The 18,357-nt window shown below is 61.4% G+C and carries 16 protein-coding genes; 8 read left to right on the forward strand and 8 right to left on the reverse strand.

What is annotated here, in order from left to right; genetic code table 11:
- Nucleotides 1–13: 13 nt before the first annotated feature.
- The 4 genes from chrE to ACOABP_RS30585 all read left to right on the forward strand — a co-directional run bounded on the left by chrE (nt 14) and on the right by ACOABP_RS30585 (nt 4,361).
- On the forward strand, nt 14–355 hold the full coding sequence (gene chrE / locus ACOABP_RS30570; RefSeq protein ID WP_474230852.1) for a rhodanese family chromate resistance protein ChrE: 342 nt from the start codon (nt 14–16) through the stop codon (nt 353–355).
- A gap of 58 nt (nt 356–413) precedes the next feature.
- Nucleotides 414–1,655 (forward strand): MFS transporter, encoded by a 1,242-nt coding sequence (locus tag ACOABP_RS30575; RefSeq protein ID WP_474230853.1) that lies wholly within the window; start codon nt 414–416, stop codon nt 1,653–1,655.
- 926 nt (nt 1,656–2,581) lie between these two features.
- Nucleotides 2,582–2,989, forward strand: coding sequence for a glycine zipper family protein (locus tag ACOABP_RS30580; protein ID WP_474230854.1), 408 nt, complete (start codon nt 2,582–2,584; stop codon nt 2,987–2,989).
- A 361-nt stretch (nt 2,990–3,350) separates the two neighbouring features.
- Complete coding sequence (locus ACOABP_RS30585) at nt 3,351–4,361, forward strand: CAP domain-containing protein (RefSeq protein WP_474230855.1); 1,011 nt, start codon at nt 3,351–3,353, stop codon at nt 4,359–4,361.
- Between the two features lie 173 nt (nt 4,362–4,534).
- On the opposite strand, the gene ACOABP_RS30590 is transcribed toward ACOABP_RS30585, so the two are convergent.
- Nucleotides 4,535–6,679, reverse strand: a complete 2,145-nt coding sequence (locus ACOABP_RS30590) for a penicillin-binding protein 1A (protein WP_474231370.1) — start codon at nt 6,677–6,679, stop codon at nt 4,535–4,537.
- Between the two features lie 568 nt (nt 6,680–7,247).
- On the opposite strand from ACOABP_RS30590, the gene ACOABP_RS30595 reads away from it, so the two are divergent.
- Together ACOABP_RS30595 and ACOABP_RS30600 are read left to right on the forward strand one after the other, a co-directional pair.
- Nucleotides 7,248–8,144 (forward strand): DMT family transporter, encoded by an 897-nt coding sequence (locus ACOABP_RS30595; protein WP_474230856.1) that lies wholly within the window; start codon nt 7,248–7,250, stop codon nt 8,142–8,144.
- Between the two features lie 110 nt (nt 8,145–8,254).
- On the forward strand, nt 8,255–8,386 hold the full coding sequence (locus ACOABP_RS30600) for a hypothetical protein (protein ID WP_474230858.1): 132 nt from the start codon (nt 8,255–8,257) through the stop codon (nt 8,384–8,386).
- A gap of 40 nt (nt 8,387–8,426) precedes the next feature.
- Here ACOABP_RS30600 and ACOABP_RS30605 read toward each other — a convergent pair whose 3' ends face one another.
- The 6 genes from ACOABP_RS30605 to ACOABP_RS30630 all read right to left on the reverse strand — a co-directional run bounded on the left by ACOABP_RS30605 (nt 8,427) and on the right by ACOABP_RS30630 (nt 14,069).
- Complete coding sequence (locus ACOABP_RS30605; RefSeq protein ID WP_474230859.1) at nt 8,427–9,227, reverse strand: helix-turn-helix transcriptional regulator; 801 nt, start codon at nt 9,225–9,227, stop codon at nt 8,427–8,429.
- Between the two features lie 168 nt (nt 9,228–9,395).
- Nucleotides 9,396–11,096, reverse strand: coding sequence for an aspartate-alanine antiporter (aspT, locus tag ACOABP_RS30610; RefSeq protein ID WP_474230860.1), 1,701 nt, complete (start codon nt 11,094–11,096; stop codon nt 9,396–9,398).
- Nucleotides 11,097–11,279: 183 nt separating this feature from the next.
- Complete coding sequence (locus tag ACOABP_RS30615; protein ID WP_474230861.1) at nt 11,280–12,038, reverse strand: bestrophin-like domain; 759 nt, start codon at nt 12,036–12,038, stop codon at nt 11,280–11,282.
- A 65-nt stretch (nt 12,039–12,103) separates the two neighbouring features.
- Nucleotides 12,104–12,655 (reverse strand): hypothetical protein, encoded by a 552-nt coding sequence (locus ACOABP_RS30620; protein WP_474230862.1) that lies wholly within the window; start codon nt 12,653–12,655, stop codon nt 12,104–12,106.
- A gap of 10 nt (nt 12,656–12,665) precedes the next feature.
- Nucleotides 12,666–13,481, reverse strand: a complete 816-nt coding sequence (locus tag ACOABP_RS30625; RefSeq protein WP_474230863.1) for a DUF2092 domain-containing protein — start codon at nt 13,479–13,481, stop codon at nt 12,666–12,668.
- A 66-nt stretch (nt 13,482–13,547) separates the two neighbouring features.
- Nucleotides 13,548–14,069, reverse strand: coding sequence for a hypothetical protein (locus tag ACOABP_RS30630; protein ID WP_474230864.1), 522 nt, complete (start codon nt 14,067–14,069; stop codon nt 13,548–13,550).
- A 385-nt stretch (nt 14,070–14,454) separates the two neighbouring features.
- Between ACOABP_RS30630 and ACOABP_RS30635 the strand changes: the two genes are divergently transcribed.
- The gene (locus tag ACOABP_RS30635) at nt 14,455–15,885 is read left to right on the forward strand and encodes a DUF2252 domain-containing protein (RefSeq protein ID WP_474230866.1); all 1,431 of its coding nucleotides are present in this window, start codon (nt 14,455–14,457) and stop codon (nt 15,883–15,885) included.
- A 126-nt stretch (nt 15,886–16,011) separates the two neighbouring features.
- On the opposite strand, the gene ACOABP_RS30640 is transcribed toward ACOABP_RS30635, so the two are convergent.
- Nucleotides 16,012–16,617, reverse strand: coding sequence for a TetR/AcrR family transcriptional regulator (locus ACOABP_RS30640; protein ID WP_474230867.1), 606 nt, complete (start codon nt 16,615–16,617; stop codon nt 16,012–16,014).
- 233 nt (nt 16,618–16,850) lie between these two features.
- Between ACOABP_RS30640 and ACOABP_RS30645 the strand changes: the two genes are divergently transcribed.
- Nucleotides 16,851–18,335: a coniferyl aldehyde dehydrogenase gene (locus ACOABP_RS30645; RefSeq protein ID WP_474230868.1), complete on the forward strand. Its 1,485-nt coding sequence runs from the start codon at nt 16,851–16,853 to the stop codon at nt 18,333–18,335.
- Nucleotides 18,336–18,357 lie beyond the last annotated feature (22 nt).

The raw sequence follows: 18,357 nt of genomic DNA on the forward strand, positions 1-18,357 counted from the left end.
ACCAGGTGCTCCCATGCCAAACGCCACATCCTCGCTGGAACTCGCCGCAGCCCTGCAATCCGCTGATGCACCGCAATTGATCGACGTCCGGCGCAAGGCAGCGTTCGATGCAAGTGAAAAAATGATTGCAGGGGCCATCTGGCGCAATCCCGACGAACTTGGAAGCTGGATCGCCACGCTCGACGAAAAGCGCCCTGTCACGGTCTATTGCGTCCACGGTCATCACGTCGGTCAGGACTGTGCGGCGCTACTTGAGGCAGTTGGCTTCGATGCGACCTATCTCGTTGGCGGTATCGAAGGATGGGTCGAAGGTAATCACCCGACGGTTCGCAAACCATTACGGATAGAGCCATGAAATAGCTCACACGTGAACGGCCGAAGATCGGGTATAGCCCGCACAAGGTGAGGCTGGCATGTCGGCACCTGCAACCGTCCGTACGAGGCTCGCCAGCCTTGTGCTTCCGCCAGGCATCGACGCGAGCGTGAAGCCACTTCTTATAGGCCGAGCGTTGCGCGGATTATGCGACGGGTATGTAGCAGTACTCCTGCCAGCGTACCTGCTGGGCCTTGGCTTTGGTCAGTTTTCTGTCGGGCTGATCAGCAGCGTGACCCTGATTGGTTCCGCGCTCGGCACCATCCTTGTCGGACTTGTTGGGAATCGCTTTTCACAGCGCCGTCTGCTGATCCTGGCCGCGGCGCTAATGGCGGCGACCGGATTGGGCTTTGCTGGCCTGACATCGCTCTGGCCACTGTTGATCGTTGCCTTTGTCGGCACGCTGAATCCGAGCTCTGGCGATGTCAGCGTGTTCCTGCCGCTGGAGCAAGCCCGACTTTCCGAGGCGGCAACACCCGAAGCTCGTACGGCGCTGTTTGCTCGATATAGCCTTGCAGGTTCCTTCTCCGCAGCCATTGGCGCGCTAGCCGCTGGCCTTCCGGCATGGATATCCGTTCACGCTGGCATGTCCTTTCAGACTGCGCTGCGCTTGATGTTTGGCATCTATGCCTTGACCGGCGTTGCGTTATGGGCGCTCTATGCTCGACTTCCCAAGCCTCATCCACGGTCTGTCGCGCCGACCGCTCCACTGGGCCCCTCTCGCAAGATCGTGCTTCGTCTGGCAACGCTGTTCAGCGTCGATGCGTTTGCTGGCGGCCTGGTAGTCAATGCACTGCTTTCACTTTGGTTGATGCAGCGGTTCGGACTGTCAACGGGCGCAACCGGCCAGTTCTTCTTCTGGGCGGGATTGCTGACGACGGCTTCGCAGTTTGCGGCCGTGCCGCTCGCACGGAGGATCGGATTGCTGAACACCATGGTCTTCACCCACATCCCCTCAAGCGCCTTCCTGATTGCAGCGGCATTTGCTCCGTCGCTGGCACTGACATTGGCGCTATTGCTCGCACGCAGTGCGCTATCGCAAATGGACGTGCCCACCCGAACGGCTTTTGTGATGGCGGTGGTGACGCCGGCCGAGCGTACGGCCGCCGCAAGCCTGACCGCCGTTCCGCGAAGCCTGGCCGCGGCGGTCAGTCCGGTGCTCGCGGGGGCACTTATGGCAGCAGGCTGGATCGGAGCACCGTTACTGGCATGCGGCTTACTGAAAATCAGCTATGACCTGGCCATCCTGGCGGCGTTCAGGCATGTCAACCCGCGCAACTGATAGGGGGTCGGCGTATAGCCATTCTGACTCCCTTGCATCGCAACAATGGGTTGAATAATGCGAGTGACAAAGCAAGCTGTTCTGCCCCTTTCTTGCCTTGCTGGGGCTTGCACTCCGGATGGGGCTCAACAGGTGGGCAGTGTTCACGTGTCGTTGTTGTTATCTGGGCCGAGTACAGGGGCCTGCGATCGGGGCCTGCAATCGGGGCCTGCAATCGGCCACGCCGTGTATGCGACGGGAATTTCGCGTGTGCAACGCGCTGGAGCCTAGCAACGTCCGAAGGACTGTTTGGCGCACTACGTTCGTTGTTGAGATCGCGCGACTCATCGCGCGCGCCGCATACCATCACAGGAAGGAATAAATTCTGCGTTTCATCGGTTTACACAGTAACGGCGCACCATCCGAACGCCAAACGAGGGGGGGAAATCATGTGAGTCGGACACCCAGATAGTCGGGCAGGAGATACATCATGGACGCTCGGGGGTTCTGCAAAATCGCCTTGGCACTAGTGGCCGGAGCAGCGATGGCCGCTGGCGGTCCGGCGTTGGCCAGCGGTCGTGGTGCAGGTATGCACAGTGGAGGTATGCACGGCGGAAGCATGCAAGGTGGCTTTCACCACGATGGCTTTCAGCATGACGGGTTTCATCATGGGCACGGACACGCAGCCGTCTTTTTCGTCGGCGGCGCCTGGCCCGGCTGGTGGTGGGGATATCCCTATGCGGACTGGCCGTATCCCGCTACCTACTCCGGTTACTACACGCCCCCGGTTCATTACATCGAAAAGGGCGATGGTTCGGATGATGCATCGGCAAATGCGTGGTGGTTCCGCTGCGACCAGCCCAGTGGCTATTACCCATATGTCAAGGAATGTCCGGGGGGTTGGCAAACAGAGCCGGCCCGGCCGCCCTCCTGAGGCCGAGGTACTGATGAAGCCGTATTCCATTTGTGGCCTGATGGCTGCCGCGCTCATTGTGGTCGCCTGCACGTCGATGCCATCGGGCCCCAGCGTGATGGTGCTCCCTGGCACCAACAAGACGCTCGACCAGTTTCTTGGTGATGACCACAACTGTCGGCAAGTGGCGCTGCACCGGATCGGGGGCGTGAATTCAGGCCAAGCCTCCAGTACACCGGCGACATCCGGAGCGGCTGCCGCTGCCGGCGACGTAGGCTCCGCTGGCAATGCGCAGGATCAATATGACACGGTCTACATTCAGTGCATGTACGTCAGTGGACACCGAGTCCCGGTGTACAACCAGATGCTCGCGGCACCACCAACCGCCCCACCTGCCAACTACAAGCCCTATGCTCCGCCACCGCAAGGTCACGCACCCTGAACATTCCAACGCGTCTTCAAGGTAGTTGGAATGGACGTCGAACAAGCGGCGTCAATCAGGGACGCCCATGGTGACTGCGGAAGGTAAAAAGCGGGGATGGTCGGTAGTTGCCTATGACGCCCGCCACAAGCCCTTGCCAGGACGCGCCCGTGGCAGAGGCCGGCCATTCGGCGACGTTGAGACTGCACACTTTCAATGACGGGTTCCGTGCGCGCGCACTTCCTGCAGCTTGCCGGGCCAAAGGCGCACGTTCCTGTCCACGAATCGATGACCTTTCACGTTAAGCGTCGGGAAGCGGCTTTGCCATGCTCACTCGAGCATGCATGGCGCCGCTTGTACAACCTGAAACCATCAAGAAAACGTGAAGCAGAGCCTTTTTGCAGCCGCCGCGATATCCACCTTCATCGCGGCCTGCGCCGGCATGGGTAGTGCTGGCGCAACCCCTCCAACCATCGCTTCACACCTGGCACACGCATCGATCATCGGGAAGAAGCCGTCCTCGGCAACCCAAACCGTGATCGCGCACACATCGACATACCCCAGAATCGACCCCCGCTTCGAATTCTTCAATGCGCTCAACGCCCTTCGTGTCGCGATGGGCGTAGGCGCCTTGCGACAGGACGCTGCCCTGGATGCTGCGGCCGAGAACCACCTGGAGTACATGAAGCTCAATACAGTGATGAGCCACACGGAAGTCCCCGGCAATCCCGGCTTCACCAGCCCCGATCCGTACCTGCAGGTGCTCAACGCAGGCGGCTCGCATCAGCAATGGGTCGGACAGAATGCCTACAACGGCGAGCTTGCCCGCTGCCTTGCCGCGATGGCGAACTCCGTTTACCACTTGCAAGGGATTACCAGCAACCAGGAGACGATCGGTCTCGCCATGCGTGACAACTACTGCGTCGCCAACTTTGGCGTGGTGACTGCAGCCGGAACTGGCGGTTACGGCCTCGCCCAATGGGGTGGCCAACAACTCCCTCCCGGCGCTGGCGCGCACTACCCGGCCGACAACGCCAATGTCTACGGCGTGTTCATTCCTGGCGAGGAGACCCCCAATCCAGCGCCTGATCTGGCCAAAGCCGGTCCGCCGATCATGTTCCGCGTCAACGTTGAAAAGCCATCCGATGTACTGACGGTCTCAAACTTCATCCTGACGGGGCCAGGTGGCAGTCGCGTACCGGCTCGCATCCTCGTGCCCGTGCAGTCGAAGGCCGGTTCGGTTGCGTCGGCCATCGAGGACGCGGGTCTGTATCGAGGCGTGGTGTTCCTGCTCCCCACTCAGCCCATCGCTGCCGGCACCTACACAGCGACTTTCGCTGGCGCGCGAAACGGTGTGGCAATCAACAAATCCTGGCGATTCACGGCGTTCTGACCGGCTGTGTCAGGCTGCCCGCAAGACGCCAGGGGTTAAACCCGTCTTCCTGGAGATGGTTGGACCACCACCTGCCTTTCCTGTCCGGTACGGTCGCGCGGCGGCGCCGATGCTGCTCCAGGAACGACTACAGTTCCGCCGCTCGTCATGCCGTCAGGTCAGGCAAGGACATATCAGAATTTCCAGAAGAGGAATTGCCGATGCTGCCTTGCATGAGCGGTACGGGGCGGTCTGACCTCGGGGCCAAGCCTTGCATCTGGATCGATAACTCGCGCGCGCAGCGCCATATCGTAGAACGCGCCTACCATCGGTAGCGCACTATGCGCGCCTTGGCCCCAGTAGTCGCCAAGCGTCACACGTCCGTCGTCAAAGCCCACCCACGCACCCGCGACCAGTTGCGGATGCATCAGGATGAACCAACTATCCGTGTTGTCCTGCGTAGTGCCAGTCTTGCCGGCCACATCGGCACGAATCCCAAAGCGCCGCCGGATATCTGCCCCAGTGCCTCGGCTGACTACGTCGCGCATGACATCGACGAGCGTTTGCGCTGCGCCGGCGGCCAATGCCTGTTCCGGAGGCGCGCTTGGAAAGTCGGCCAGCACCGTGCCATCGCGACGCTCGATGCGCGTGACCATACGCGGTTCCATGTAAGCACCGCGGTTTGCAATCGTCCCATACGCCGAAACCATTTCCTTGAGCGTAACCGGGCTCGTACCAAGCGCGAGGGATGGCACCGCGTCGAGCGGGCTGTCACGCACGCCCATTGCTCGCGCAAGGCGCGCGACCTTCTCCGGCCGCTCCCTTTCCATTAGCTGAGCCGTGACGCGATTGCGCGAATATACGAGCGCGTCGCGCAGCGTCATAGGTCGGTTAGTCGCTGGCTCAACATCCGTCGGCCGCCAGATACCCTGCCCGTTCAACGGAATCGCGACATTCTGGTCAACAATCGTATCGCTCGGCCGTACGCCGTCTGCGAAGGCTGCGCCGTAGACAAATGGTTTGAAAGTTGAACCCGGCTGACGCCGGGCCTGCTGCACGTGGTCAAATGGCACGTCACTGAAGTTTCGACTGCCTACCCATGCCTTTATATTGCCGTTGCGCGGGTCAATCGCGACAAAGCCCGCCTGGACCTGCGTCTTGCTCCGGCATAACGCACGGACGAACGTCGGGTTCGTGCCGAGCTTCTTGAGTGCAGTTGGATCCGACTGGCCGGCATCCCGTGCAGCGCGGTACTCAGGAGTCTGTCGAATGAATGCCTGGAACAGGTCGCGGCCCGGCCAACAGCCAGTGCGCTCGTTCCATGCGCCGCTCGCAATCCACTGCAATTGCTTCGTTTGCCAGTCCAAGGCTTGCGTCGCCATCGCTTGCAGGCGGGAATCAATGGTGGTGCGCACGACCAGACCGTCTGCATAAATGTTGTACCCGTTACGGTCTGCCCATGCGATCAGCCATTTGCGCAGCTGTGCGGAAAAATGCGGTGCGGCGCCGAGCGGGGCGGTCTGCATCTCGAAGTCAACGCGTAGCGGTTGTCGAGTCAACTGGTTGTAAGCATCTGGTTTGAGCGTCCCATACCTGTTCATTTGTCCAAGCACGGTGTTCCGCCGCTGCAGAGCACGCTCCGGATTCAGGATCGGGTTGTAGGTGCTGTTTGCCTTCAGCATGCCAACGAGCGTGGCGCTCTCGATCACATCGAGCTGGCCGGCCGATTTGCCAAAATAGGTGCGTGCGGCCATCTCCACGCCAAATGCGTTGTACAGAAATGGCACCGTGTTCAGGTACGTCTCAAGGATCTGATCCTTGCTATAAACCGCTTCGATCTTGAATGCGGTGATCGCTTCCTTCAGTTTTCGCGTGAGGGTTGGCGCGCGCCCGATCCCGTCGGGATACAGATTGCGCGCGAGTTGCTGGGTGATTGTCGATCCACCTTGCCGGTCGCCAGAGAAGGTATGCAGCGCGGCCGACAGGGTCCGTTTCCAGTCGATGCCATGATGCTCGTAGAAGCGGCGGTCTTCCGTTGCGATGAGGGCATCCACCATGGATGGTGAGATCTGCCTGAGCGACACCCACTCGCGATTGACCGGTTTGAATTCATCAAGCAGCTTGCCATCCGCCGAGACGATCAGGGCCGGCTGATCGACACGGGCCTTCCGGATGTCGCCGATACTCGGGGTAAAAGGCACGAGCGCAAGCATGTACAGCAGAAAGACCGCCGGCAATGCTGCGAGCGTCAGGATTATGCCGCGCCGCGTTGGCCGTCGCAGGCGATGCAGCCCGCTCTGGAGAATGATTCTGGCTTGCGCGAAGGCGATAGTGGCCAGTGGTTTGAGTGTCGCGAGCCACCGTGCGCAAGACTCACGAAACAACAATATGTAGCGGCTATTCACGGTGGCGGGTGGCTGGCGGAAAGAGCGCGATCGTACCAAAGCCCGACGCCGCTGGACTCGTCAAGGAGGGCCGTGGTGCGCGACATTTACAGACGATTACATTTTCTTCGCGTTGGGCCGGCCTGCGTGACGCGTTGGGTTATGAAAAATCTTCGTCGCGAACGGATACTGGTTCTCGGTCCACAGGAGCGGGTCTTTATTGCACGGTGGCATCCGATTCAATGCGGGAGTGCGGATGGGCATCGGTTTTGATCGAACGAGTAACCGGTAGATCACCGGTCAAGCGCTAGCCACCCTGTACGGCGACCATCGGATGTTGCGCCGGTGCCGGGTAAAGTGCTGGATCGCAGTGTGCCGTCCTGATCCCTTCGCAGGCGCCAGCACGCGGTCACCTATTCAGGTTATTTTCGGGCGTTGTCGAGCCACCTACTCTCCAGCAGACGCAAGAAGCGCGGCGTAATGCGCCGGCCAAAGGCTTGCGATGCTGAAGAAAGGAAGGGCGATGAATGCCTATCTGGCTCCCGCAGACGCGAGTGCAATCACGCCGGCTTGTGCCTTGCAGGGCGCGGTTGCGATCGCTGCATTTGCCTCGAACGCGCTACTGTGCCGCGTCGCGCTGTTCAACTACGACATCGACGCAGCGACTTTCTCCGATATCCGGCTGCTGGCCGGAGCCGCGACGTTGCTGGTCGTGACGAAACTGAGACCGGGGGCTGCCCGGCAGCCCAGTCCTGCCCCTGACTGGATATCGGCTACGGCACTGGGGATCTTCGTGATCCTGTTCTCATTGTCGTATCTATCCCTCGGCGTCAGTTCCGGTGCGCTCGTGTTGTTCGGGACGGTACAACTGACGATATTTATTGCCTGTCTCCTCAAAGGTGAACGCTTCCACGCCCTGGCGCTGATTGGTTATCTCCTGGCTATTGTCGGACTCCTGTACCTGACCACGCCCGGCGTCGGCGTTCCGCGACTCTCTGGCCTACTTATGATGGTTGGGGCAGGCGTGGCCTGGGGGATCTATACCTTGCGAGGCAGGCGAGCCCCAAGTCCACTCGCGACAACGGCGGGAAACTTCCTGCGCGCGACCCCGATCTGCATCGTCCTCGGTTGGCTGCTTCACGGCCACGCCCACGCGAGCGTAGCCGGAGTGGCCCTCGCCGTGGCCTCAGGCGCCGTGACATCCGCTCTCGGCTTTGCCGTGTGGGGGTCGGTAATCCGAAAACTGCCCGCAATGTCCGCGGCCACGATCCAGCTACTGGTGCCGCCCGTAGCAGCGCTCGGCGGTGTTCTGTTCCTGCAGGAGCCGGTGAGTGCGCGCCTTGTTGTCAGTTTCGTTGCCGTCCTGCTCGGCATCTGGCTGGCAGCGTCGGTGGGTGCCAGGCAGAGCGTCAGGGCTTGATGTTAGTGATGCCTCCCTGGCGAAGACGCATTCCGCGCTGTTGTTGACGCAGTCATTCCGTTCGAGGCCAGCTTGTCTCGTCGCGGCCCATCTACGATTCAGGTGCCACCATGAAAGCAGCAATTGGTTTCACCTTGGCCTGCTGGCTGTCGGGTGCCATCCTGATGCTCGTGGATTCCACGGCCGCAATCGCGCTGGGCGGCGCGCTGGCCCTGGCGGGGTTGGATCTGTTCGCCCCTTAGCCGAGCCGCTGCAATCCTCCTCCACCGCCTCTACAGTTCGTTATCGCAGCTTGCCGAGCCACAGCGCAGTGAGCGTCGAGCGATTGCGGACATTGAATTTTGTGTAGATTGACTTGATGTGGACATGAGTCGTGTTCGGACTCTGCTCGAGTTTCTGCGCGATCTGCTTTTCCGTCAGACCATCGAGCAATCCCAGCAGTACCCTTCGCTCGGCTGACGTCAGCGAAGCGTCGGCGATAAGCAGGCCGTGGCTGAGCAGCTGCTGCCGGTAGTACCATTTCAGCCCATGCATCACGAAGCCCAGAAGTTCGAGATCCGGCGCAGAAAAGCGAGGGGCTTGCAGATCGCGAAACACGAAGAGATGAATTCGCACATCAGCGTTGAGCGAACAACGCACCTGGATGCTGTCGGCGTGGCCGACTTCCAGGTAGTGGCGGCGATAGTGCGCACCTTCAAACCATTCGGCGGGCATGGCCTCGAAGAGCAGGTTGGCGCGGAACGGCTCGTCCCCCGAAGCGGCCACGATATGTGACGAATCGACGTTGCCGGACCATAACGTATCGAACTGCTCCTGCACGGAAGCGACCATCTCGGGTACAGGATGCAGGAGCCGCACCAGGCGTGGACGCCAGCCGAACAAGGGGTCCTTTCGCGCAAGCGAAGGTAGTCGCACAACGACAGCCCACAGGGCATTCTGTGCCGTGACCATTCCACACAGCGCGGTTAGTAAATGGGTCAGCGCGGCATCGGCTTCGCCTGCGGAGAACCCGGCCAGCCGGTCCCAGAGAGCAAAGACCTCGTCGCGGAGCGATGGATTGGCGGAATCCGGGAGTGGCGGCATGTCGTCCCCAGGAAGAATGGGCGGATTACCAATCCTCGGTGATCTCGGGCTTGCCTGACAATAGTCTTGGTGGAGGATGGCCGGCTCCGGGGCCGTAGCATTCAGCTGCCGAATGCTGCACCCCGTCTGACGATCCGGGGCGCCTGCGGTTGTTGCACCGCGCTGCCGTCAAGACACCAGCGCCACGATCACTGTCCCCCACAGCGCCAGCAGCACGTTCCCCACAGCATAGGCAACGCCATAGCCCAATGTCGGCACCGCGCTTTTTGCGGCCTCCTGTACCGCGGCCAACGCGGGCGTGGCCGTCGATGCACCCGCGCATACGCCGAGCATGACGCCAGGATGCATCTTCATGAGTTTGTGTCCGACGAATACACCCGTCAGCATAGGAATGCTTACCGTGACCACACCGGCAAGCACCAGAGACAGACCACTCGATTGCAGACCTTTGACGAAGTCGGGGCCTGCGTTCAAGCCTACGATGGCAACGAAGCCGGTCAGTCCGATGGATTCGAACACCCACAGGGTCGGTCCCGGAATACGCCCGAAGAGGCGCGGCTGCACCGACCGTAGCCACCCACACACCAGGCCGCCCAGGAGCACTCCCACGCTAAGAGACAAGCCGATCTCGATGCCGCCAACGGCTAGCGCCGGGACACCTACGAGCGCTCCGGCGACGATGCCCAGCGATACCAGTACCATGTCCGTCGCATTGGTTGCCCGGTCGGCCACGCCCAGTTTTCCAACGGCCCCATCCACGCTTTTTACGCTGCCCACCAGCGAAAGGACATCACCACGGTTCAGGATGGTTTCCGGCGAAAGCAATAGCGGCGTGCCCGCACGCGACACGCGCAGCACGAATACGCCGCGTGCGCCCTCCTCCCGCGCCAGGTCGCCAAGCCGGCGGCCGTCTATCGCCCTGGATGTGATGACCACGTCCAGCGACTCCACTTCCACGTCCAGCAGTTCTCGATCATCGATCTCGCGCAATCCAGAATTCGGGCCTTCCAGTCGCTCGACCAATAAGGTACGCCGGCCAGACACACTGAGGGTGTCCCCTGCGCGCAGGGCAATTTCCGAAGTGGCGTCCGTCACGACACCGTCACGGCGAAGGCGTTCTATGAAAAGCCGCTCGCCACCCATGGCCGTTTCCAGGTCGGCGATGGTCACGCCCGCCAGTGACGAGCCCTCATCAACGCTGTAGGCGCGAAGCTCGAACTCCCGCCTGCTCGGAATGGCCTGCGCGGCATTGCCTTCCATACTGCTCTCCAGGTCTCGGCATACCGCGGGAAGGTCCACGCCAAGCAACCTCGGTGCAAGTTGACCAAGGATCCACGCCGCGCCGATCACGCCCACCAGATAGGTAACAGCGAAGGCAACAGGGATCTGGTTCGTCAAGACCTGGCGATCCGCTTCGGACAAGGCCAATCGCGAAATGGCATCACTGGCCGTACCGATGGTAGCCGACTCGGTCAGCGATCCGGCCACCACGCCCGCCGCGGTACCCGCCTGGTAGCCGAAGAGCTTGCTCACGACGAACGCCACCACGAGGCCAGTCGTGGCCACTATCGCCGCTAGCAACGCTTGTTGCAGGCCATCGCTACGCAGCCCGCGAAAGAACTGGGGGCCAGTGCGGAACCCGATGGAAAACAGGAAGAGCAAGAAGAAGCATTGCTTGACTTCACCCGATATCTTGAGCCCCAATTGGCCAACTAACACGCCAGCGAGAAGCGTTCCGGTGACAGCGCCCAGCGTAAAGCTGCCAACCTTGAGCTTGCCAAGCGCATAGCCCAGGCCCAGCACCAGGAAAAAGGTGACTTCTGGATGAAGATGAAGTACGTGCTGGAACCAGTCGAATGCTGCGCTCATTGCGGACTCCGTGGTATGGCCCCGGGCAGTAGCGCAAAGTGGGGCATAAACCTCGAAGGCCTCCCGCTTTCGCCACGGCAAATGATGAACATGTCATCAGCAATTCGACTAGAAATCCAGTCCAAGACAACTCGTTACGTCTGGCGCTCGCCCGGATTCACCATGCTGCGCGACGAACTCGATTCAATCCAGTGATTTCTGAAGGCTCAACAGGTTCTGCGGAATGACGCGGATCAGCCCGCCGCGCGGGCTGTCGATATCCGCAATCAGGGATAGCGAAAGCGACACCGTCAATGGCACGATCAACAGCAGAAACAGCTTGGTTCCTTCCGCGCGTATTCCGTATCCCTGCAGCAGGCTGCTGAAGAACGCGATGATGATCATCAACCCCCAGGCGGAGACAGGGATACGGTTTAACCAGGCTGCCTCGGTATAGCCTTGCGAATTGATGACATCGTTCATTCCTGCCACGGCGAGCGCGCTGATCGGATTGGGAGCGGCGCAAGCGGCGTCCCGCACGACCCGCCACATCTCCGTTTCGATTCGCGCGCTCTTTTCCTCTATCCCCTGCACTTTTTCCCGATCGCGCGTCTGGTAATAGTGGATGCGCTGTTCGAGGTATTGACCAAGCAGTTTCTTGATAGTTGACGCGTCGGCCGCCATCAGCTCCGCCCTGAGGTACTCGGTGCCAATCGCATTTGCCTCTTCTTCCTCCAGGTTCTTCCGTTGATCGTATCGGCCCACCGCCATCGACAACGTGAACCCGATCAACAGCGCCAGAAGCGTCAAGGTAGCGCCCTGGATGATATTGAAGTCATCCCGATTCGGCTTGGGAATTGGCCAGATGCGGCGAAAGACGAGCGCCCCGATTGCCGTGGCGCCACCCATGAAGAGCAACAGCACGACGAACAGAATGGCGGGATGGCGAATCAAGTCGTGCATACATCCTCACAGGACGCCGTCTTCCTTGGCGAAACGCGTTGGTCTCGCTGGTGACCCAATCTAGCTCAGTACGGCGGATTTACGACTACGTACTGCGATCCCTGCGGTTGATACCAGGTACCTCCGCATTGCTGGTAGACCATGCCGCCGTAGTTCACGGGCGCACAATTGGGCGGCACCGATCGGACCATCGAGCCGACCACTGCCGACGTCACGGCCACCGTCGCCGTGACAGCCGCAGCCGTTGCAACTGGATGGTAGTCGTTGTCCCATCCGCAGCATCCGCCGTGGTTATCGACGTTCACATTGACGTTGCGGTTCGAATTGACGTTGACATTGCGGTTGGCGTTGACGCTGTTGACGCTGGTGCTGCGTACGTTGTTGGCCCGAGCATCCACATGGCTGTTGTTGACCTGACGCCCGCCGCCGCCCCCTCCTCCACCGCCTGCATGCGCACCCGCCATATGTCCGCCACCGCCACCTCCACCCCCGGCGCGTCCGCCGCCCGCATGACCACCGCCCCCCGGGCGGGCCTCCGCCGTCGTCACCCACCCCGATGCAGCGAGGACGAGCGCGGTCACGCAAACCATCGAAAGCTTGCCGAATGCGTATGTCATCACGGGCTCCTTAGCGGGACTTCAGGGGAACGAACTCAGCGGCCTTGGCACCCGCCGGCGGCGTGAATGCAAACGTGGCATTGCCGAACTTCGGATTCAGGTTCCACTTGTAGTAAGTGACCGACTGTGGGCGTGCATCGTCAGTGCGGTTCGTAATGACCAGCTTGCGAGGCAGCGGGCGCGAGCCCGTGGAGATCCAGATCTGCCAGTCGAACTGCCCTTGCCTGAACGCATAGTGGTCGCACAGGTCGCCAGCGATAAAATCCTGCCCGGCGTTCATCGCCGATTCGATGTTGTCGATCGGGGCGGCGGGCGTACCCCACAGGAACAGGTCCGCGGACGGCACCTCTATGCCATAGCGCTCGCCCAGCCGATCCACGAGGGTGTTGAGGTTGTCGCTGAACTGGGCCTGCGAGTAGTACTTCTGCTCAGGCTGATAGAGCGTCACGGTCTTGCCGTCGTAGATCAGGTCACGCTGCAGACGGGCGCTGCGCATCGTCGCGCGCAATTTGTTGGGCCGCACCACGTCAAGATCCGCGATGGCGGTGTGCTGCAGTTTCTGCCCGTCCTGCAGCACGCGCTCGCCGGTCAGGCTGATGCCTACCTCGAACTGTTTGAGGGATTGCAGGCTCGCGCCCATGTCCTGCAATGCCTTGATGGCTGCCGGGTCCACCGCATTGGCGTCAGGCTTTGGAGCCGGCGCCGGGGCGGCGGGCGCCACGGCTGCGGCGGGCGGATTCTCCGGCGCCTTGGCTGGCGACGGGGGTGCGCTACTGCAGGCCGTCAGGGCAACAGCGAGCAAACCAAGTACCGGTAAGCGTGCCATGAATACACTCCAAGCGATGTACAGCCGTTGGTGGCAGGCCGCTCGGCGACGGGCGGCCTTCCCTGTTCAATCGAGTGCGCGAGACCCTTGTGGCAGCGGTCCGAGGAACATCTTCCTGAAACGCTCGCGACCCACCACACGGACGATCTCGGCGATAACGCAGTACGAGAAGATAAGGGTCAGCAGCAGGATCTGGATGGCCCAGAAACGCGGCCAGTTCATTTCAACCAGCAGCGTGTGATTGGCGGCGGCCAGGCTCGGGGCTTCTTTCCAGTATTCGTACAGCCGCTCCAGATAGTGCACGAGCAGCGCCACCAGCGTGTAGATCAGCGTTTTCCAGCCAACATTCCAGATCAGCGGCTTGTCCGGAAACCGGTTGATGAACGGCATCATGTTCGCAATCAGTACCGCCTTGCCAAGGATCAGCGCTGCAAGCAGGATCGACGCCGACGTCTCCAGTTCGATGCCGCTGCTGCGCACCATCAAGGCCCGGATCACCGCGACGATATGCAGCGCCACCAGGAAGAAGATGGTGGGCGGCAGCATTTCCATGAATTCATGCTTGATCGTTGCGACGACATTGCTCATCCGCTGGCCTCCCCCAATACCGCAGCTTGCGGCCCATGCGCCACGCATGCGATCTCCGGCGCGGCACTGGCATCGCATTGCAGACTCGAATTCCCCCGAATACTTCCAGCTACCCAAAGCCGATGGAAGTGAATGATTCTGTTAGCGGTTCTTATTTGTTTCGAAAGATGGCCGGTTTGTGTCGCATCAGGCACTACGTCGATTCGAAAGCGCTTAATGACGTCAGGAGAAATTTTTCATCTCCGCTGTTCCATGTTGTTCATAAGCTTAAGCAGGCTGTTGGCCTACCGATTGGGGTGGTGGCGGCTGTCTGCGTAGGTGTGTGCGACGGCGTTTAGCCGGCGTGGGGTGACTTCCGCGCGAGAACAACAAGGGGACTATCCATATGTCCAGGACAAACGACAAGAAGCGCGAGAAGCGCGAGGTGGAAGAATCTGCCGCGTCCACTTACCTGACGCCTGACGAGCGCGCCGCAAAAGGCCGCGCGCTGCGGGATCAGATACCACGCACCTCGCAGGCCGGATGGCGGCCCGCCGGGAACCGCGCGGATCCCGTCGCACTGCTGCAGTCTTCGAATGCCGGACGAATCCTGGAACTGGTGCCAATTCGGTTTGGCCGCATGTCTGCTTCCCCATTTGCCTTCTATCGCGGTGCGGCCGCGATCATGGCCGCAGACCTGGCCATCACGCCTTCCAGCGGAATTCGGGTGCAATCCTGCGGCGATGCACATCTGATGAACTTCGGAGGATTCGCCACGCCGGAGCGCAATATCATCTTCGACATCAATGATCTCGACGAAACGCTGCCGGCACCCTTCGAGTGGGATTTGAAGCGGCTGACCGCCAGTATCGTGATAGCCGCCGACCATCTCGCACTACCCAGGAGCGATGCCGCGCGGGTGGCAACGGACTCTGTGCGGGAATATCGCGAGCGAATGCACAACTATGCGGGTATGCGTGCGCTCGACGTCTGGTACGACCGTATCGATCTGCGCAAATATGAGGATCGTACCGGTGACCCGAAAGTGGTCGAAGCCACGCGCAAGCGGCTGGCCGAACGCATTGCCGCCGAACGGCGCAAATCGGTGCCGGATCATCTCTATCCGAAGTTTGTCTCGGAGCAGGGAGCACAGCCAAGAATCAAGGATGAGCCCCCGCTGATTTTCCATCCGTCCGACGATCTGGCGCCCGGACTGTCATCGGGCTACGAGGAGGCCATTGCTGGTTACCGGGACAGCCTGGCGGACCACACCCGCGTGCTATTCGATCGCTTCCATTTCTTCGATATGGCCATCAAGGTCGTGGGCGTAGGCAGCGTGGGCACAATGTGCGCCGTATGCTTGTTCATGGCAGCAGACGACGACCCGTTGTTCCTGCAAGTCAAGGAGGCTCGCGCTTCTGTGCTGGAACCTTATGCGGGCAAGAGCCAGTACGACAACCACGGCCAGCGCGTCATCGTCGGGCAACGCCTGATGCAGGCGGCCACCGATGTGTTCCTGGGGTGGACCCGCGGCAGGAATGGCCGGGATTTCTACATCCGCCAATTGCGGGACATGAAAATGTCCGCCCTCATTGAAGACTGGGATAGCGGCATGCTCCGGCAGTACGGTCGAATGTGTGCCCACGCGCTTGCCCGCGCGCATGCGCGAACTGGCGACGCGGCAATGATGGCGGGATACATGGGATCGGGACAGACGTTCGACGACGCCATCTGCGAGTTCGCCACCGAGTATGCATCGCAGAACCGGAGCGATTTCCGCGCCTACCTCACAGCCATTCGGGAAGGGCGCATCGAGGCGACGATCGAAGACGTCTGACCACGACAATGCCCGGGTATCGTGGGCTCCGATCTGACCCACGGAGGCGCCACAATGTTTTCATGAACCCATTTCTGGATGAGGAGGGGCTTCCGGTCGCGCCTGGTTGACTGGTATCGAATACAGTCAGGCGCCTGACGTTGGCGTCGATGGCTTGCTCAGCCAGTCGTGCAACAACGCACGTGCCGGCGCCATGTAGTCGGCGAGCGGCTCCGCCTGGCCATTGGCATACCAGTGGCAATAGCAACCGTGAAAGATGGCCACGATCACCCGCGCCATCTCTGGCGGCATAGGGCGCTCCGGCGTGCCGAGCTTGTCGACCAGCACCCGTACATGGCCCGCCCACGCCTCGCGGATGTATTCGCGCACGCTTTGCGGCGCGTTGCCCGAAAACAGCAGCGACAGCACCACGCCCTTGGTTTCGGGATTGCGCGTGAAGTACTCCGAGACCCGCTCGAAGATGTCGTCCAGACGTTCGGATGGCGACTTGCCTGCCTGGTCTTCCAGCTCAAGCGCCTCTTCCACCTCCTTGAACAGGCTGATGGCTGCCTCGGCCAGCAGACGTTCCTTGCTGCCGAAATGCCAGAGCAGGCTGCTTTTGGACACCGCCGCCACGGCGGCGATCTGATCTAGCGTGACCTCCGTATAGCCGTGCTCGGCAATCAGCTTCTTGGCCAGCGCAATCACGCGCTCGCGTGTCTCGATGCCACGGCGGTATTTCGTCGTCGCCATTCGGCCGGACGGAATGCCCTCAACCTGAGAGGTGACGGATGGAGCCTCGGAGGCCGGAAATGTGGACGTCATGGGCGGCTCATGCAATCGGTGGGGCATTGTAGCAGTGGCGTCATTTGGACCCGGCCCCGCCTCGGGACTTCCCCTAAGGCGGCCCGACATCGCTTGACAAGCCACCATCCCCACTCGCAAACTCGAAATTGTACTGAACGGTCAGTTCAATTTAAAGGGTAATGATGGCGACGAATCTGTCTCTTGACGCGGGTGGCGACATCGACGCGCTGGCGGCCTTGCTACAGGCGCAGCGCGCCGCTTTCATCACACACCCTTACCCCGACCTGGCCCGGCGCGCAGGCGCGCTGCGCCGTCTGCGCGCGGCGATCCGGACCCATGCCGGCCGCATGGCCGCGGCAGCCAGCACGGACTTCAGCGCACGCGCCGAGGCCGAAACGATGATGGTCGACGTGCTGCCATCCGTGTTGCACATCAATCACCTGTTGCGCGGACTGAAGCGCTGGATGAAGCCATCGCGACGGCATACGGAACTGCTGTTTCTCGGCAATTCGGCCCGTGTCGAATACCAGCCGAAGGGCGTGGTCGGCATCGTGGTGCCTTGGAATTTTCCGATCTACCTGGCGCTGGGCCCGTTGGCCACGGCGTTGGCCGCCGGCAATCGCTGCATGATCAAGACCTCGGAGTTCGCGCCGCATACGTCGACGGCTTTGCGCGCACTACTGGCCGAAGTGTTTCGCGCCGACGAAGTCTGCGTGGTCGAAGGTGCCGATGACGTTGCCCGTCGCTTTACCGCACTGCCCTTCGACCATCTCGTCTTCACCGGATCGCCCGCAGTGGGCCGCGAAGTCATGCGCGCCGCCGCGGACAACCTGACGCCGGTCACCCTGGAACTGGGTGGAAAATCGCCGGCCATCGTGTCGCGCAGCGCGAACCTGGCGACGGCCGCCCGACGTATCGCCCACGGCAAGACTGTCAACGCGGGACAAATCTGCGTGTCTCCAGACTACGCGCTGGTGCCCGAGGAAGACGCGCAGCGCTTTGCTTCCGCCGTGATCGACGCCGCCCGGCGCATGCACCCGCAGGGCAGCGAAGACTACGCAGCCATCATTCATCAGCGCGGCCATGCCCGGCAGCTTGCCTTGCTCGACGATGCCCGTGCGCACGGCGCCGTGGTGATGACCGCCGACATGCCTGGCGACGGGCGCCGCCTGCCCCTGCATGTGGTGCTGGGCGTCACCCCCCAGATGCGTCTGGCGCAGGAGGAGATCTTTGGCCCGATCCTGCCCGTGTTCACCTACCGCACCTTCGACCAGGCCATCCAGCACGTGCAACACGGCACGCGTCCGCTGGCGCTCTACTACTTCGGCCATGACAAGGCCGAGACACAGGCGCTGCTGCGGCGCACGCACGCGGGCGGCATGACGGTGAACGACTGGGGCTGGCACGTGCTGAATCACGACCTGCCCTTCGGTGGCGTAGGCACTTCGGGCATGGGTAACTACCACGGCGCCGAAGGCTTCCGCGAGTTGTCGCACGCGAAGGCCGTCTTTACCGAGCGACGCTGGTTTCCGATCGAGCTGTTCCACCCGCCGTATGGCAGCTGGGTACAACGGCTGACCCTGCGGATCTTTCTTCGCGACACGGCGAAAGCCGAATCGCACCACAGCCCGCATCCGCAAACCGCACCACCAGGGCCGCATTGAGCACGGGCTGTCCGCCCGCCCC

This window comes from Cupriavidus sp. HE11 (assembly GCF_056097175.1).

Bases quoted from the DNA above. Each gene is read 5' to 3' on its own strand.
- ACOABP_RS30625 (WP_474230863.1), bottom strand. From the start codon at position 13,481: ATGGCACGCTTACCGGTACTTGGTTTGCTCGCTGTTGCCCTGACGGCC.
- ACOABP_RS30640 (WP_474230867.1), bottom strand. From the start codon at position 16,617: ATGGCGACGACGAAATACCGCCGTGGCATCGAGACACGCGAGCGCGTG.
- aspT (WP_474230860.1), bottom strand. From the start codon at position 11,096: ATGAGCGCAGCATTCGACTGGTTCCAGCACGTACTTCATCTTCATCCA.
- ACOABP_RS30635 (WP_474230866.1), top strand. From the start codon at position 14,455: ATGTCCAGGACAAACGACAAGAAGCGCGAGAAGCGCGAGGTGGAAGAA.
- ACOABP_RS30580 (WP_474230854.1), top strand. From the start codon at position 2,582: ATGAAGCCGTATTCCATTTGTGGCCTGATGGCTGCCGCGCTCATTGTG.
- ACOABP_RS30620 (WP_474230862.1), bottom strand. From the start codon at position 12,655: ATGACATACGCATTCGGCAAGCTTTCGATGGTTTGCGTGACCGCGCTC.
- ACOABP_RS30630 (WP_474230864.1), bottom strand. From the start codon at position 14,069: ATGAGCAATGTCGTCGCAACGATCAAGCATGAATTCATGGAAATGCTG.
- ACOABP_RS30575 (WP_474230853.1), top strand. From the start codon at position 414: ATGTCGGCACCTGCAACCGTCCGTACGAGGCTCGCCAGCCTTGTGCTT.
- ACOABP_RS30605 (WP_474230859.1), bottom strand. From the start codon at position 9,227: ATGCCGCCACTCCCGGATTCCGCCAATCCATCGCTCCGCGACGAGGTC.
- ACOABP_RS30615 (WP_474230861.1), bottom strand. From the start codon at position 12,038: ATGCACGACTTGATTCGCCATCCCGCCATTCTGTTCGTCGTGCTGTTG.
- ACOABP_RS30645 (WP_474230868.1), top strand. From the start codon at position 16,851: ATGATGGCGACGAATCTGTCTCTTGACGCGGGTGGCGACATCGACGCG.
- ACOABP_RS30595 (WP_474230856.1), top strand. From the start codon at position 7,248: ATGAATGCCTATCTGGCTCCCGCAGACGCGAGTGCAATCACGCCGGCT.
- ACOABP_RS30600 (WP_474230858.1), top strand. From the start codon at position 8,255: ATGAAAGCAGCAATTGGTTTCACCTTGGCCTGCTGGCTGTCGGGTGCC.
- chrE (WP_474230852.1), top strand. From the start codon at position 14: ATGCCAAACGCCACATCCTCGCTGGAACTCGCCGCAGCCCTGCAATCC.